The organism is Flagellimonas sp. (genome assembly GCF_965215805.1).
In the GTDB taxonomy this organism is placed as follows: Bacteria; Bacteroidota; Bacteroidia; order Flavobacteriales; family Flavobacteriaceae; genus Flagellimonas.
Window position 1 is genome coordinate 1,030,468 of sequence record NZ_OZ244124.1, and the last position, 16,234, is coordinate 1,046,701.

At 42.5% G+C, this 16,234-nt stretch carries 9 protein-coding genes; 2 read left to right on the plus strand and 7 right to left on the minus strand.

What is annotated here, in order from left to right; genetic code table 11:
* Positions 1-19: 19 nt before the first annotated feature.
* The 7 genes from ACOOE0_RS04580 to ACOOE0_RS04610 all read right to left on the minus strand — a co-directional run bounded on the left by ACOOE0_RS04580 (position 20) and on the right by ACOOE0_RS04610 (position 13,311).
* Entirely contained in the window at positions 20-2,404 is a 2,385-nt protein-coding gene (locus ACOOE0_RS04580) for an ABC transporter permease (RefSeq protein ID WP_420401296.1), read from the minus strand.
* Between the two features lie 76 nt (positions 2,405-2,480).
* A complete protein-coding gene (locus ACOOE0_RS04585) occupies positions 2,481-4,913 on the minus strand; it encodes an ABC transporter permease (RefSeq protein ID WP_420401297.1) in 2,433 nt (810 codons plus the stop codon).
* Positions 4,914-4,974: 61 nt separating this feature from the next.
* Complete coding sequence (locus ACOOE0_RS04590; RefSeq protein WP_420401298.1) at positions 4,975-7,410, minus strand: ABC transporter permease; 2,436 nt, start codon at positions 7,408-7,410, stop codon at positions 4,975-4,977.
* A gap of 50 nt (positions 7,411-7,460) precedes the next feature.
* Positions 7,461-9,845, minus strand: a complete 2,385-nt coding sequence (locus ACOOE0_RS04595) for an ABC transporter permease (protein ID WP_420401299.1) — start codon at positions 9,843-9,845, stop codon at positions 7,461-7,463.
* 98 nt (positions 9,846-9,943) lie between these two features.
* On the minus strand, positions 9,944-10,639 hold the full coding sequence (locus ACOOE0_RS04600; RefSeq protein WP_420401300.1) for an ABC transporter ATP-binding protein: 696 nt from the start codon (positions 10,637-10,639) through the stop codon (positions 9,944-9,946).
* A gap of 72 nt (positions 10,640-10,711) precedes the next feature.
* Complete coding sequence (locus ACOOE0_RS04605) at positions 10,712-11,962, minus strand: efflux RND transporter periplasmic adaptor subunit (RefSeq protein ID WP_420401301.1); 1,251 nt, start codon at positions 11,960-11,962, stop codon at positions 10,712-10,714.
* Between the two features lie 8 nt (positions 11,963-11,970).
* Positions 11,971-13,311: a TolC family protein gene (locus ACOOE0_RS04610; RefSeq protein WP_420401302.1), complete on the minus strand. Its 1,341-nt coding sequence runs from the start codon at positions 13,309-13,311 to the stop codon at positions 11,971-11,973.
* A 204-nt stretch (positions 13,312-13,515) separates the two neighbouring features.
* Here ACOOE0_RS04610 and ACOOE0_RS04615 point away from each other — a divergent pair, with 204 nt between their 5' ends.
* Positions 13,516-14,880 (plus strand): sigma-54-dependent transcriptional regulator, encoded by a 1,365-nt coding sequence (locus tag ACOOE0_RS04615; RefSeq protein ID WP_420401303.1) that lies wholly within the window; start codon positions 13,516-13,518, stop codon positions 14,878-14,880.
* On the plus strand, positions 14,880-16,229 hold the full coding sequence (locus ACOOE0_RS04620; protein ID WP_420401304.1) for a sensor histidine kinase: 1,350 nt from the start codon (positions 14,880-14,882) through the stop codon (positions 16,227-16,229). The genes ACOOE0_RS04615 and ACOOE0_RS04620 overlap by 1 nt, the downstream gene beginning before the upstream one ends.
* The last annotated feature ends 5 nt before the right edge of the window (positions 16,230-16,234 follow it).

A 16,234-nucleotide genomic window follows, 5' to 3' on the forward strand; every position in this document is an offset into this window, starting at 1 on the left:
TGTCCGTTTTACAAGTTTTTCATTCCGTGTGCAAACTTTTTACTGGGTTGGTATTCGCGGCCACAGTTGTTCTAAAGCTCATTACCAGCAAGGCAATTATGAGAGTCGTTAGACCCCCAAAAGCAAATGTTCCCCAACTTAGTGTAGTCTTGTATGCGAAACCTTCCAACCAATTATTGAGACTATACCAAGCAATGGGTGCGCCTATCACAAATGCTATCACCACTAGAGCCAAAAATTCCTTACAAAGCAGGAGGTTGAGTTGCAGGATGGATGCTCCCAGAACTTTTCGGATACCTAATTCCTTGGTTCTTCTTTCTGTGGAATGTATTACCAATCCCAATAAGCCCAGACAGCTAATTAGAATAGCCAAGGCTGTGGCCCATTTTAATAAATTGGCCGTTTTACGTTCTTGCTCATAAAACTGCCGAATGGCATCATCTACAAAGTTTACCTCAAACTCTTCTTCTGGATAAATGGATTCCCAGACTTGCTGAACCTTTGCAATTGAATTGTCCAGATTGGCCATTCCAGTGCTTTCCAAGGAGAAATGTATCGTGTTAAACTGAGTGTAGCTCTCCCTGTTCGTATCCCCCATCAAAGCCATTGGTCGGATACCGAAATGTAATGAGCGATGATAAAAATCCTCCATAACTCCTACAATGGTCCCTGTTTCGTTTTCCCATAAAGCTATTTGTTGGTCCAGTGCATCCTGAGGATTGTCAAACCCTAGATTTCGGGAATAAGTCTCGTTGATGACAAGCTCTTTTATGGTATCATTCAATCGGTCCCGGCCAGCCAATAATTGAATATCATATAGCTTTAGGTAATTCAAGTCGCCAAAAAGTTGTTGTAACTCCGTGTTTATTTCCTGGCCCTCCTTAAAAAAGGTTGCCATGGTGGAATTGGTGTTTGACGAAGCAGGAGGGTCCTTTGCCAAACTGATGGCGGAAACCTCCGGTATACTTTCAAGGGCTTGGACAAAATTGATGCGTTTACCAAGATCCCCATGCCAAGCTCGAACATAAGCATTGGCTTCAGTTTTAAACCCCATATCCTTGGACATCAAAAAATTCAACTGCTTCCCGACAAAAAGGGTCGCAACAATTAAAACTTGGGCAATGGTAAATTGAAAGACGGTTAGATATCTACGCAAGGATCCGCTTTTCCCAACCTTTAGGTTTTTGCTCTTGAGGGCTTTTACCGGTCTGAATCGGGAAAGAACCATAGCCGGATAAAACCCGGATAACAAAGTTACCACGAGCAATAGAATCACTATAGTAATTACAACGAATGGATTCCAATATAGATGGAGTCCAATATCAAAGGGAATGAAATCCGAAAACGCGCGAAACAAGTAAAATGAAACAAGCAAGGAGAGCACCGTGGCACTTAAGATTAAAATAAAGGTTTCTCCCAAAAATTGACTGACCAATTGCTTCCTTGAACTTCCGAGTGTTTTTCGAATCCCTACTTCCTTTGCTCTTTTGGTTACCTGGGCCGTATTTAGGTTGATAAAATTGGCACAGCCCAGTAAAAGTAGAAATAGGGCTAACATAGCCAGACCCATAAGAACTTCTTTGTTGGCCACACCGCTATTGTTGTCAAACTTACCATAAGCTCCATTGAAATGAATATCTGACAAGGGCTGCAGCTTAAATGCCCTGGTCATGCCTAGAGCAGTAAGACTTTCATCGGCATTGTCTTCCGCAATCTTGTCCAATTGCGTTCTAATATTTCCGATGCTGCTTTGGTTTCCAAGCTTGACGAAAACCTGCGTCGCTGAATTCGTATTGATCCAAGAGTCTGTAAAGATTGAGGTCTTTTGTGGGGAATAGATTGCCGTTTTAAGGGAAAGGAATTCGTTAAAGTTCAAATCACTTCGTTCCTTAAAGTCTTCCACCACCCCAGCAACCTTTACCGTAATGGAATCATTGTAGATCAAGGTATGTCCCAGAATTTGTTGGGCAGTTTCCAACGGAAAGTATTTGGCTGCCCTGGATTTGGTAAGGACTACTTCCATTGGGTTGGACAATACTTCCTTGGGGCTTCCAGAAAGCCATTCGTAACTGAACATTTCAAAATACGAGGCATCTGTATAGATAACATCCCTAATCTCTTTGAAAGCTTTTTCACTCCTGGGATCTTCTACTTTGGATATGTTGGTGTTGAAAAATGTTCCAACGGATTCAATTCCAGGAACATCACTTTTCAGTGTTTGCGCCAAGGGAACTGCCACCCCTCGATTATATAACTCTCCCTCTGGAGTAAACCAATCCGTAGTAACTCTATAAATCTGGGATGCGTCCTTGTGGAATTTGTCAAAAGTAAAGTCATAATATATCAGAATACCTATAACAAAGGATGCGCTCAAACCGATGGAAAGACCAACGATATTGATCAAGGAAAATATTTTGCTTTTCCAAATACTCCTCCAAGCTATTTTGATATTGTTTTTCAACATGGGTTCATTTCATTTTCTATTCCGTACGCAAGCTTTTTACAGGATTTACAATAGCGGCTTTTATACTCTGATAGCTCACCGTGAGAACCGCAGTTCCTACAGCCAGCATGGCGGCAAGCACAAATACCTCCCAACTGATTGAAATTCGATATGAGAAATCTTGCAGCCATTGGTCCATGGAAAACCAACCCACGGGCAACGCAATAAGGATTCCTATTCCAACCAGCCTAAGAAAGTCCACCGTCAATCGGTAGGTAATCTGACTTACCGTAGCACCTAGAACCTTGCGGACTCCGATCTCCTTAGTCCTTTTTTGCGCGTTGAACGCAGCCAAGCCCAATAGTCCAAGACAAGCAATTAAAATGGAAAGAACCGTAAAAATCATAAAAATCCGACCCAGTCTTTGCTCCGCTTGATAGGTGTTGTTAAAAGACTCGTCCATAAAGTAGTAGTCAAAAGGCTGACCTGGGGCCACTTGGTTCCATAGCTGTTCAATACTGGAGATGCTTTGGGATAGGTTTTCCGTATTCAACTTTACAACCAGGGCGTTTGAAAAAGTGCCAATGGTCAAGGCCAGAGCCTCAATGGGTTCTCTTAGCGATTCAAAATGGAAATCCTTTACTACTCCCACGATTGTTGTGAACGATGGGTTCTCTGAACCCAAGTCTGTGGAAATTCTTGTGCCGATGGCCTCATTGGGTGCTATTCCAAGCACCTTTAAAGCGGATTCATTCACAATACTTGCGGAAGAATCCGTTGGAATCCTGACATCAAAATCCCTTCCTGCTATAATTTCAAGATCTAAGGTTGAGACATAATCATGGTCCACTCTCCAATTCTCCATGTTTATGGCATTTTCCTGGTCTCTTGCACCTTCCTTAAAATAGGTACTACTGCTCCGAACGGACGGAGTTGGTAAATAACCACTTAAGGTTGCATTGGTTACCTGTGCAAGTTGGGTAACTTCCTCCTTAAAAGATTGCACCTGATTGCCCGCATTTCGAACATCGTTGATGACCAAAACCTGACTTTTTTCAAACCCTAACTCTTTATTTTGAATGAAGCGCAGTTGTTGGAAAATGGTTAAGGTGCCCACAATTAAGAAGACCGAAATGGCAAATTGAAAAACCACCAACGCATTCCTCACCTTTCCGCCGCCCACACTATTTTGCCCACCAGATTTCAAGACTTTCACAGGAATGAACCTGGACATAAAAAAGGCGGGGTAGGTTCCCGAAAACAACCCTAAAATTATCGCTGCTCCTACCAAAACCAACCAAAAAATTGGGTTGGAAAATGGGATAGCGATGTCTTTCCCTGCCAATTCGTTGAAGTAAGGCATGGCTAGTAACGCAATCCCAATGGCCAGGAGGAGAGATACAAAGGAAACCAGCCCTGATTCAATCAAAAACTGCCTCACCAAATCTGTTTTTTGGGATCCCAATGTCTTTCTTACGCCTACTTCTTTTGCTCTTTTTAAGGAATATGAGGTTGAAAGATTCATAAAATTGACACAGGCCAAAACCATTAGGAACAACGCAATAAATGAAAGAATGTAAATGTTCTGCATGGTGCCATTAGGACTCAGCTCTGACTTCTTGGAGGAGTGTAAATGAATATCCTTTAAAGGCATGGTACTATACCTCAGATAGTTGCCTGATGCGGCAAAGGAATCCTCGGTCATGCCCGGATAATATACCTGAATCCACGGTATTAGATATTTCCCGATAACCGATCCTAAGGGCGCTTCTAAATCCGAGATACGAGCAGACGGAACCAGTTTGATAAAGGTGTAATAATTGTGGCTCCCCCAATGCCCCAATTGTATGTTTGGATAGCCGGACATATTCATGAAGATGGAATGGTCGCGCAGTAAGGAGTTTTTGGGAAAATCCTCAATTACCCCCGTTACTGTATAGGTTAGTGAATTGTTGACGACCATTTTTTGGCCCACGGCATTGTTTATGCCAAAGTGTTTTTCAGCAGCGGTCCTGGTCATTACCAACGTATTGGGATTGCTGAGCGCATTGTTGGGGTTGCCAACCAACATATTTAGGTCAAATAATTTAAAAAGTGTGGAATCTGCATATGCCGTATGCAATTCCTTGATGTTTGTGGTAACATTGCTTTTCCTGAGCAGTAGATTTCCGTTGTTTACGAGTCGGGTAACTTCTTCTATTTGAGGACAATCCCGTTTCAAGGTGGCGGCCATGGGTTCCGAAACCTCTGCCAGTTCTTCCGCCAAACCACCAAATTTAACATCCGCATTTATACGATAGATCCGATCGGCATCGGTAAACATGGTGTCATAGCTCAATTCATCATATATGTACAATGCAATCAGCAAGCTTCCAGCCATCCCAATGGCAAGGCCAAAGGTGTTCAGAAAAGTAAAAAAGGGTTGCTTTTTTAGACTTCTCCAGGCAATTTTGATATGATTTTTAAACATGATTGTCCGTTTTTAGACCCTTTGACTACACTCAGGGTTGATTGATGATAAATTCTTTATTTCATTCGGTGCGTAAACTGTTTACAGGATTAACAATAGCTGCCTTAATACTTTGGTAGCTCACGGTGAGCAGCGATATAACCACTGCCAAGACCGCGGCTAGTACCAAAACCCACCATTTCACTTCTATACGATAGGAAAAATCCGCCAACCATTGGTTCATGGCATACCATCCCACGGGTAACGAAATCACAATGGCTACCGCAACCAATTTCAAGAAATCAGCAGAAAGCTTGTATGTGATTTGACCCACACTGGCACCCAACACTTTACGGACCCCGATCTCCTTGGTGCGTTTTTCTGCATTAAATGCCGCCAAACCAAACAAGCCAAGACAGGCAATTAAGATGGAAAGGGTGGTAAAGATGAAAAAGATTCTGCCCAGGCGTTGCTCAGCCTTATAGGTCTTGTTAAAGGAATCTTCCATAAAGTAGTAATCAAATGGCTGGCCAGGGGCCAATCTCCTCCAGATGTCCTGTACGCTGGTCAAAGCTCCTTGAAAATCTGCGGTTTCCAGCTTAATGGCCATGGATCCTGTATCGTCGCCCAGAAAAAGGCTAAGGGCTTCAATGTCCTCACGGAATGGAGAGAAATGAAAATCCTTTACCACTCCTATTACAGAATAAAACTTGGGATTTTCCAATCCCCAATCGCTAGTAAAACGCTTTCCAAGCACTTCTTCTGGGGAAAGACCCATAGTGGCCAAAGCGGATTCATTGATAATGATGCTGGTGGAATCATTTTTGAACCTTCTGTCAAAGTCCCGCCCGGCAATTAGATCAAATCCCATGGTATTGACATAGTCTTGGTCCACATACCACGTCTGCATACTTACAGCCCGTTCTTGATCGGTTACCCCATCTTCTGGAGCAAAAGTGCTATCGCCCCTAGAGGAAGGGGTAGGGAAAAAGCTTGTCAAGGTCGCATTTTTTACAAATCCCAATTTTTTGACCTCTTCCTTAAAGGACTCCGCCTGATCACCTACGGTATATACATCGTTCACAACGAGTACCTGTTCTTTGGAGAAGCCCAAATCTTTGTTTTGAATGTACTCCAACTGTTGGTAGACCACAAGGGTGCCAATGATCAGGAAGACAGATATGGCAAACTGGAAAATAACCAGTCCGTTGCGCACCTTACTTCCGCCGAGGCTATTGCTGTTGGAGCCTTTCAATACTTTTACAGGAATAAACTTTGACATAAAGAATGCTGGATAACTTCCTGAGAAAACACCTAGGAGGACCCCAGCGGCCACAAGACTAAACCAAAAAGCAGGACTCGCGTACGGGAATACAATTGCCTTGTCCGCCAAATCATTGAAAAATGGCAAAGCAATAACGGCCACTAAAATGGCCAAGAGCAAGGCTCCAAAAGATACCAGTCCCGACTCGACCAAGAATTGACGGATCAGATCAACTTTGTTGGATCCCAATGTTTTTCGTACTCCAACCTCCTTGGCTCTTTTCAACGATTGGGCCGTCGAAAGATTCATGAAATTTACACAGGCCAACACCAAGAGGAAAATGGCAATAAAGGACAGGATATAAATACTCTGGATATTGTTGTTTGGACTTATTTCCGCAACCCGATCCGAATTCAAGTGAATATCCGTAAGTGGAATGGAATGATAGAACAAATGATTTCCAGCGGCCAAGAATTGTTCTTCAGTAATTCCAGGCATAAATTGTTGAACTCCTGGAATAACATATTTCCCTAAAAATGCGCGGAGCGGATCCTCCAAATCCGCAGCTTTGGCGGAAGGAATCAGCTTAAAAAATGTTTGGTAATTATTGCTGCCCCAATTTACCACTCGGGAATCCTCATACCCAGACATTGCCATAAAAACAGAGTGATCTCTTAAAAACGAGTTTTTTGGCATATCCTCAACTACCCCGGCCACGGTAAAAGTCTGGGTGTTGTTCAGTTCCAAGGTCTGGCCCACAGCTTCGTTAACATTAAAGTGCTTTTCTGCTGCAGTTTTGGTGAGCAATAGTGTGTTCGGCAATTTTAGAGCTGTGTTGGGGTCTCCTGCCAGTAGTTTTAGCCCAAACATTTTTAGAAAGGTGGAATCCACAAAAGTAGATTGCTGCTCTTTTACGTTCACTTCGGTCCCTGTGCGTTTGATCAGGACACTTCCCCTGGTGCGAAATCTTGTGGTGAGTTCCACCTCAGCAAAATCGTTGTCCAAAGCCTCCGCCAAGGGTGCCGGGGCTACAGCAAACTTGCGGTCCTCACCTCCAAATTTGATATCGGCATTTATCCTATGAATGCGATCAGCATCGGCAAACATGGTATCATAACTCAGTTCATCTTGAATGTAAAGGGCAATCAGGAGCGCACCTGCAATCCCAATGGCCAATCCAAATAAATTCAGAAAAGTAAAAAAGGGCTGCTTTTTTAAACTTCTCCATGCGATTTTTATATGATTTTTAAACATGACTGTTCGTTTTTCTATTTGGCCCTTCGACTTTACTCAGGGCAAGTTGTTTATTCTGTTCTTAAACTTTTAATCGGGTTGGCTATGGCCGCCTTCAACGTTTGGTAACTTATTGTAAGCAGGGTAATCACCATTATGGAGAAAATGGCCAAGGCAAAAACCCACCAATGAATCTCTGTTCTATACGTGTACCCTTGTAGCCACTGTTCCATTAAATACCAGGCTATTGGGGTTGCAAACAAGCCCGCAATGAGGATAAGCTTAAAGAAGTCCATGGAAAAAAGCGCCAATATGTTGGCTACATTGCTTCCCAAAACTTTTCGAATCCCAATTTCCTTGGTACGTTGCCCCACATAGAATAGGATGAGACCATATAGGCCCAAACAACCTATTAAAATGGCCAATGCCGAAAAGACTTTGGACAATGATAGGTAACGTTGTTCCGTTTCGTATTGTTCTGCCACTCTCTCATCCAAAAAGCGATACTCGTAGATATATCCCGAAAAAGCGTTGGACCATTCTTCTCCTATTTGCTCCAAGGTAAGCGCGGTATTGGTGTTGTTTATCTTGATGGCCAATTCCGAAAACCAGGAGTTTTTGGCACCAATAAAAACTGGATTGATCGCATGGGTAAAATCGGTGTCATGAAAATCTTTGACCACACCAACAATGGTAGCTTTTACACTTCCTCCACTGGCTTCAAATTTTTTGCCCAACATCTCCTCGGGCGAATTCAAGCCCAGTTTCTCTCCCAATCTCTCATTGACCAATACTTCTGCAAGGGAATCGTTTTCAAAGAAGTTGCGACCTGCAACCAAAGGAATATCAAATGTGTTCAGGTAATTGGTGTCGCCCGCCTTAATCTCAATACTGAATTCCTCCGACTCTGCTTTGTTGTGATATTTTATACTTGTTCCCCAATTGCTGTTGGAGCCCCCTGGGCTGCTTAAACAAGCCGAAACATTTTCAACTCCAGCAATTTGACCTAGTCGTTCCTTTAGCCCATTCAGCTGAACCGGATCCAACTCGCTAGGAATGTCCACCATGACAACAAAATCTTTGTCAAACCCTAAATCGGTATTTACGGCATAGTCAATTTGTCTGGAGATGATCAAAGTGGCCGCAATCAAGGTGATGGAAATGGCAAACTGGGCAACTACCAATATTTTTCGGGTAGTTGCTCCTCCAGTATCATTGTGGTCCAGTTTTCCTTTTAGGGCAAGGACGGGAACAATACGCGACATGAGAATGCCAGGATAACTTCCCGAAAGGAAGGAAACAATCAATAATACCAGGGTCAAAAAGACAATAAATTGTGTGTTCAAAAGATTATACGCCGATAACTCAATCTGAAATAATGCATTAAACGACGGTAGAAACAAAATGGCCAATCCTATACCGATAAGGAGTGCAAACAACCCAATTACAAAAGTCTCCGAAAGAAACTGCCAAAACAGATGTTGTTTAAAGCTTCCCAAGACCTTACGCACACCAATTTCCTTTGATCGGTAGAAAGCTTGTGCCGTTGATATGTTGATGAAATTGATGGAAGCAATGATGATCAAGAAAAGTCCGATAATCCCAAACACCCAAAGAAGGGTTGGATCCAAACCTCCATAGGCTGGATCCAAATGAGCTTCCGCTAAAGGTTGCAACTTATAAATATGTTTGTTTTTACTTTTTGCCCTATGCTTTTTTGGGAGTTCCAAAAGCGCTGTTTCAATAGTACTTATATCCTGATTTGGCCTAAGCAGGGAGTAGCACTGAAGATTGGTTGTGATCCCACCCCAGCTTTCCGAGCCTGCAAACTCAAAGAAATCCTTGACATTGTCGAAGGAAACAAACAGCTCACTTTTAAGGAAGGTTGTTTTTGGAAGATCTTTTAAAACCCCTGTGATTTGGATTGTTCTGTCATTTTCAAGCACAAAAGTTTCGCCAACAATATCGGTTTCCCCAAAAAGTCTGTTTGCAGCAGTTTCCGTTAACACCGCACTATTGGGCGCTGCAAGGGAGATATTATTGCTTCCGTCTACAAGAGGATAATTAAAGATTTTGAAGAAATCTTCCTCGGCAAAAACAATGTCTTCCTTAAACTTGCTTTCCACACCATTGATTTCTGTATCGACCACCAGCCCATCATAGTTGACAATTTTTGCCACCTTTTCTGCATAATCATATTCATTCAAAAAAGTCTTGGCAAAAGCGGGGGGAACACTGGGGTCATATTCAATATCATCCCTGTGTTCCTCGGTGACCATCCTGTAGATCCGATCCGAATTTGCATGAAAATTGTCAAATGAAAGATGATAGTTTAAGAACAGGTAGATCAGGATGCTACTACCAAATCCTACCGCAAGTCCAAGGATGTTGATTGCGGTAAATACCTTTCTCTTGATTAAATTTCTCCAGGCAATTCGGAAATGGTTCTTAAACATGGTTCTCGTTTTTTGATTGTGCCTGTGGTTTAACACAGGCTGATTTTTGATACTGAATCAAGTTCAGCATAGATTGATGAATAAACTCGGGAGCACTTTTAAACCATAGCTCCCATTGGTTTGTTTTGACTTTGGGTTACAATTTGCCCATCGAAGAGGTTGATGACCCTGTGCGCATAATGCGAATCTCGATCGGAGTGCGTCACCATAACGATGGTGGTCCCTTCTTGATTCAATTCAGTCAACAGGTTCATGACCTCTATCCCATTTTTGGAGTCCAAATTACCCGTGGGCTCATCCGCCAAGATCAACTTTGGATTGGTCACAACGGCACGGGCAATAGCGACTCTTTGTTGTTGTCCACCAGAAAGCTGCTGTGGAAAATGTTTTTCGCGGTGCGCAATTTTCATTCGCTCCAGAACCTTTTTCACCTTCTCCCTGCGTTCGCTTTTGTTCATCTTTAAATAGATGAGTGGCAATTCCACATTTTCATAGACGGTAAGCTCGTCAATCAGGTTAAAGCTTTGAAAAACAAAACCTAAGTTCCCCTTCCGCAATTGGGTGCGTTGACTTTCCTTAAGCCCACCCACCTGATGACCAGCAAATTCATAACTGCCTTCCGTGGGATTGTCCAACATACCAATGATGTTGAGCAAAGTTGATTTTCCACATCCGGAAGGACCCATAATGGCAACGAATTCCCCTTCGGCAACGTTGAGGTCTACCCCGTTAAGGGCCAGGGTCTCCACTTCTTCGGTTCTAAAGCTTTTTTTTAGTTTCTGTATTTGTATCATTTTTTGATTGTTATCTAATTTGACTTCTGTATGTAAAGACATCTCGACTGCGCTAGATGTGACACTTCAATTTTATTTTAATACAATTCTTTCCGCGGTCCCAAAACTGTCGTAATTGGAGGTGATGACCCGTTCCCCGGGCTGCAGTCCTTCCAGCACTTCAAAATATCTCGAGTTCTGTTTTCCTATTCTGATATTACGCTTTAAAGCTTCGTTTTCATTTTCATTGACCACAAAGACCCACTGTCCTCCAGTGCTCTGGAAAAATCCTCCTTTGGGCAAAAGCAAGGCCTCATTGGATGCTCCCAACTGCAATCGGATATTGTAGCTTTGTCCGGTTCTTATGGTTTCTGGCTTTTCTCCAGTGAAGACCAAGTCCACTTGGAACCTTCCATTTCTCACCTCTGGATAAACTTTGCGGACTCTAAGTCCATATTCGTTTCCGTTGCGCTCCAAGGTGGCGGACAATTCCCGCTTTACCCTATCAATATAATGTTCGTCAATTTCAGCTTCAATCTTGAAATCTGTCAAGACATTTACTTGTCCTATACGTTGTCCTTGAGAGATGTTCTGTCCTATTTCAGCATCCAAAAACCCCAACTGTCCATCCGCGGGAGCGCGTACGTTTAGGTGATCTAAACGTTCATAGACCATGGACAAGGTTTGCCGCATACGCTGTAGGTCCACATCCAAACTGGTCAAGGAGGTTTTGCGCAACTCATCATCTTGCTCGGTTTGCAGTTTTACAATATCAAATTGTCTTTTGGAAAGCTCATAATTTTCTTTGGACAACAAATAGGCTTCTTTCGAAATCAATTCATCTTGATAGAGCGCTTCATTCTGCTCATAATTTCGTTTCAACCGCTGAAGGTCGTATTCCGCCGTGGCCAAATTTCGACGTCCCTCCACCTGTCTTGAATCAAAGGTCAGTTTGGTGGAACGAAGGTCGTTCTGTTTCAAGGCCAAGTTGCTTTCGCTGGCAAGAATCTGCTCATAAAGTCCAATATTCTCCAGCTTCAGGATGATATCCCCTTTCTTTACCATGGTGCCCTCCTCAATCAGTTTTTCAGCAACGCGCCCTCCTTCGTAGGCATCCATATATATGGTGGCTATGGGTGCCACGTTGCCATTGATGGTAATGAAGTCGTCAAACTTACCTTCACTCACCTGCGCAATGGAAAGTCGTTCCTTTTGGGTTCTATAAGTTGATACCGAAGTGGAGAAAAGCAACTTCCATCCCACAAACAATAGCAATAGCCCTAGGGCAATGTAGCCATAGTGTTTTGGACGCAGTCCTTTCTTTTTTTCGAGTTGTATATCCATTTTACTTTTTAGTTGATATTAAAAATTGGTAGTCCATTGTAGAAATCTATCGTGCTCTTGTTTATTTTCAACCGCAGTCCTACCTGTAAATTTTCATTTTGGGCAACCCCATACAAATTCTTGGCTTGGAAAAGATCCAGTGCATTGATCAGCCCTTTCTCATATCTTTTTTGGGCAATGGTAAAGGCAAGTTCCTGCGCCTGCACTCTTTTATTGCTCTGCTCATATTCTGCCACCAACGCTCTTTGCGTCTGAACCAATTGCTGTAGCAATTGAAACAGTTCTTGTTCCTGAATTTCCAAATTGTTCTTGGCTTGTAAATAAGCGATCTTCTGTTGCTTTACCTGTGAACGATTGGACCAACCCAAGCTTATGGGTATGTTGAGCTCCGCTCCTATAAACTTGGAGGTGTTGTCCTTGATCTGTGTTCTAAAGGGAATGAGGTTGCCATCGGCGTCCACGTTGGTCTCAAAGTAACTGGTCCCAATTCCTGCAATTAATGCCAATGATGGGAACAAATTTCCACGCGTTGATTGTAATTGCTTTTTGGCTGCTTTTAGGCGATATTCTTGGGATTTTACCAAGGGAACAAATCCCCTCGCTGTTTGGTAAAGCGAATCCAAAGACACGTCTTCGGTGTTGGCATCTCCAACCGATTCAATGGCGGTTTGCAATGTGATTTCCTCATTTTCCGTATAGTTCATTTCCTGAAAAAGCACCAGTTTGGCATTGGCCAACAAGTTTTGATTTTGGGTCACCAGTAATTTATCCCCCAGCAAATTGGATTCCGCTTCGTAGAGATCGGCTCCGGCCATCATGCCCAACTCCACTTGTTTTTGAACCAAATCGTAGTTGGATTGGGAAATTTCTTGTTGCTCCAAAGAATTGGCCACCACACCTTCAAAAAATTTGATGTCATAAAAAGCACTCATTACCCTAAAGGCCAGCAGAAACTTTTGCTGGGTCACATCTTCCTGGGCCGCCTTATAGATAAACTTGGAAGCTTTAATTGCATTGATTTTTTGAAACCCTCGGAATACATCCAAATTGGCTCCAAGTGAATAGTTGTTTCTAAAAAATTCGGTGTTGACAAAATCGTTGGTGTTTGGATCTTCAGATCTACCAAACTGTATTCTATAATCTGAGTAACCTGTAACACTGGGCAAAAGATTCCGTACCGATTGCCTGTAACTTTCCTGATTGGAGTCCTCCGTATAGGAAGTGTTCTTCACTTGAAGGTTATGGGCAATGGCATATGCCACGCAATCATCCAACGACCACGTTTTTTGACTCAGGGCGGCTGTTGAAATCAGCAAGGCAAAGAAGAAAATATGATGTTTTAAAGTCATTTTTTATTTACTGTGCCAAACTTATTACTATTCCTGTGCCAAATACTCAACATGTTGAATTTCAGCAATTAACATGATTGCCATAATTTAGACTGCTGCCCAAGTGTAAAATATTTATACAAAAAATGTCAAATTATTTTACACTTTTCCAAAACTATGTGGGTCAATTTGTAGTTTTAAATCCAAAGTCGAAATAGATATTCCATGACGGACGCCAAAATCTTAGTGATAGACGATAACAAGAGCGTGTTGAGTGCTCTGGAAATTCTATTGCAATTTGAGTATAAAAGTGTGGAAACGCTTTTCAACCCCAACCAAATTTCCTCTTTTGCCCATATGGATCAAATAGACATTGTGCTTTTGGACATGAATTTTTCTGCCGGGGTGAACACGGGCAATGAAGGATTGTACTGGTTGAATGAAATCAAGAAAAAATCCCCCCATACCTCTGTAATTATGATGACTGCCTACGGAGCGGTTGACCTGGCCGTTAAGGCTTTGAAGCAGGGCGCGTCAGACTTTGTACTAAAACCTTGGAACAACGAGCGTTTGTTGACCACGGTTAAATCCGCATTTGAGCTCAGGAAATCCAAACAAGAAATTCATCAACTCAAGAAAAAGGAAAATGAACTCAAGCAGGTCATTAATGAGGACAAGAATTTCATAATAGGAAATTCCCAAGCGTTGACTTCCGTGTTAAACTTGGTTCGGAAAGTGGCCAAGACCGATGTCAATGTTTTGATAACCGGTGAAAATGGCACGGGAAAAGAACTTATTGCCAGGGAATTGCATCGTCTATCCATAAGAAAAGACGAGCTTTTCATTGGAGTAGACATGGGGTCTATTGCAGAAAATCTGTTTGAAAGCGAGCTGTTTGGGCATATGAAGGGAGCATTTACCGATGCCAAGGATGACCGCGCCGGTAAATTTGAAGCCGCCCATAAAGGTACCCTGTTCATGGATGAAATGGGAAACCTTTCCCTACAAATGCAGGCCAAATTATTGTCAGCCATACAAAACAAAACTGTGGTTAGGGTTGGCTCCAACAAACCCATTGATGTTGATATACGCCTCATTTGTGCTACCAATTGCAATTTGCCACAGATGGTTGCCGACGGATTGTTCAGGGAAGATCTACTTTATAGGATCAACACCATCAATATAGAAGTTCCTCCCTTAAGGGAGCGGGAAGGGGATATTTTGATTTTAGCCGATTTTTTTCTGAAGAAATTCGCCAGCAAATACGATAAACCGGGATTGCGAATCAACAATTTGGCCCAGGAAAAGCTAATGGAATATCCATGGCCGGGCAATGTAAGAGAACTCCAGCACACCATGGAACGTGCGGTAATTCTTTCCGAAGGAAATGTTTTAAAACCCACGGATTTTTTACTACACTCCAAACCCTCACAATCTTTTGATGCCGGACCTGCAACTTTGGATGAAATGGAACAACAAATGATTTCCAAAGCCTTGGAACAGCATGACGGAAATTATAGTGCTGCGGCCGATCAGCTGGGAATTTCCAGACAGACCCTGTACAACAAAATGAAAAAAAAGAATAGGTAATGGCCAGTCGGAATTTTTATTTGCAGCTTGTTTTTAGTGTTATCTTGATTACGCTTACGGCTTTGCTTCTAGCTTGGTCTGTTGTTGAGGGCTGGTATTTTACTTTGGGACTAGCCATTATTTTGATGGTAGCCCAAGTGCATGCCTTGATCCGATTCATCAATAGAACCAACCGTAAAATCGCCTATTTTTTTGATGCTATCCGAAATGAGGACTTCACGCTCCGATTCCCTGAAAGAGTCACGATAAAATCATTCAAGGAACTTAACCAAAGCCTTAATCGGGTCAACGGGCTGATCCAAGAAGTGCATTTGCAGTTGCAAATTCGGGAACAGTATTACCAGGAGATTCTAAAACAAGCAAGTATTGGAATCATGACCTTTAATGAAAAGGGGCATATCCTGTTCTCCAATCCCACCTTGGAAAAACTACTGAATTATTCCCCTTTGAACCATATCAAACAATTGGCCCAAGTTGATGAGGGGTTGTATGAAGTTTTTAAATCGTTCAAGCCTTTTGAGAGACGTTTGTTTCAGTTGACCAATGAACGGGAACAAAATCAACTAGCGCTAAAGTCGACTCCTTTGGAACTGGATGGTCAATCCCTGTTGTTGGTTGTGGTACAGGATATTCATGAAGAGTTGGATGAAAAGGAAACAGAATCCTGGGTGCGGTTGATCAGGGTGCTTACCCATGAGATCATGAATACCATAACCCCTATTGCCTCTATTTCAGATTCCATCATTAAATATTATAGCAAACAGGGTAAGCAAGTTGCATTGGAAGATTTGGACCAAACCCAGATCAAGAATACATTAAAAGGATTGGAGGTCATAAAGGAACAAGGAAGCAATCTTATGGATTTTGTGCAATCCTATAGAAGTATGCTCAATGTACCCGAACCCAATAAAGCCATCGTTAAAGGAAGTAAGCTTTTGGAGAAAATCCAGGTGCTCATGTCCCCTAAACTGGAACAAGAAACCGACTTTCAGGTTAGCTGTGATCCAGATAAATTGGAATTCTTTATTGATGAAAAGCAAATCTCACAGGTACTCATCAATTTGAGCAAAAATGCGCTTCAGTCTGTAAAGGAAACAGAAAATGGAAAGGTGCGATTGCTAGCTGGGGAAGATGGCGATGGCAACAAATATATTCAAGTGGTGGACAATGGTCCTGGGATTCCCGCTGATCTTATTGATGAGATTTTTGTGCCCTTTTTTACCACCAAGACGGAAGGTACGGGTATTGGCCTAAGCCTTTCCAGAAGGGTAGTGCAGTTGCACGGTGGAACTTTGAAAGTGCATTCCATTCCCCATCAAGAGACAGTGTTCAAATTAACTTTTGCTTAAAAGCC

Coding starts and splice junctions, on each gene's coding strand:
- ACOOE0_RS04595 (WP_420401299.1), bottom strand. CDS start 9,845: ATGTTTAAGAACCATTTCCGAATTGCCTGGAGAAATTTAATCAAGAGA.
- ACOOE0_RS04620 (WP_420401304.1), top strand. CDS start 14,880: ATGGCCAGTCGGAATTTTTATTTGCAGCTTGTTTTTAGTGTTATCTTG.
- ACOOE0_RS04585 (WP_420401297.1), bottom strand. CDS start 4,913: ATGTTTAAAAATCATATCAAAATTGCCTGGAGAAGTCTAAAAAAGCAA.
- ACOOE0_RS04600 (WP_420401300.1), bottom strand. CDS start 10,639: ATGATACAAATACAGAAACTAAAAAAAAGCTTTAGAACCGAAGAAGTG.
- ACOOE0_RS04615 (WP_420401303.1), top strand. CDS start 13,516: ATGACGGACGCCAAAATCTTAGTGATAGACGATAACAAGAGCGTGTTG.
- ACOOE0_RS04610 (WP_420401302.1), bottom strand. CDS start 13,311: ATGACTTTAAAACATCATATTTTCTTCTTTGCCTTGCTGATTTCAACA.
- ACOOE0_RS04605 (WP_420401301.1), bottom strand. CDS start 11,962: ATGGATATACAACTCGAAAAAAAGAAAGGACTGCGTCCAAAACACTAT.
- ACOOE0_RS04590 (WP_420401298.1), bottom strand. CDS start 7,410: ATGTTTAAAAATCATATAAAAATCGCATGGAGAAGTTTAAAAAAGCAG.